General features: G+C 40.1%; 1 protein-coding gene. It reads left to right on the top strand.

The genetic code is table 11. The annotated features are described in order from the left end of the window. Positions 1 to 267, top strand: a 267-nt coding sequence (locus tag ACNDLV_RS07145) for a hypothetical protein (RefSeq protein ID WP_048594621.1), incomplete at both ends; no start/stop codon positions are given.

Raw genomic sequence — 267 nt, 5'->3', positions numbered from 1 at the left:
TTCAAAGATGGTGATACACCAGTTAAAACAGTAGAAGTATCAGGTAAGCCTGGAGACAAGGTGCCAGTAAGTGAAGAAGATCAAAAGATCCCAGATGGTTATGAATTAGTGCCTGGTCAAGAAGTACCAACAGAAGTTGATTTCCCAAGTGATGGAACAACTCCAAGTGAAACAGTTGTTAAGATTCAAAAGAAGACACCAGACACTCCATCAACTGATCAACCAGCAGGAAAGATTATTTTCAAAGATGGAGACAAGCCAGTTAAG

The sequence above is a fragment of the Lactobacillus fornicalis genome (genome assembly GCF_055362665.1).
This window is presented reverse-complemented; position numbering and strand designations above follow the sequence as displayed.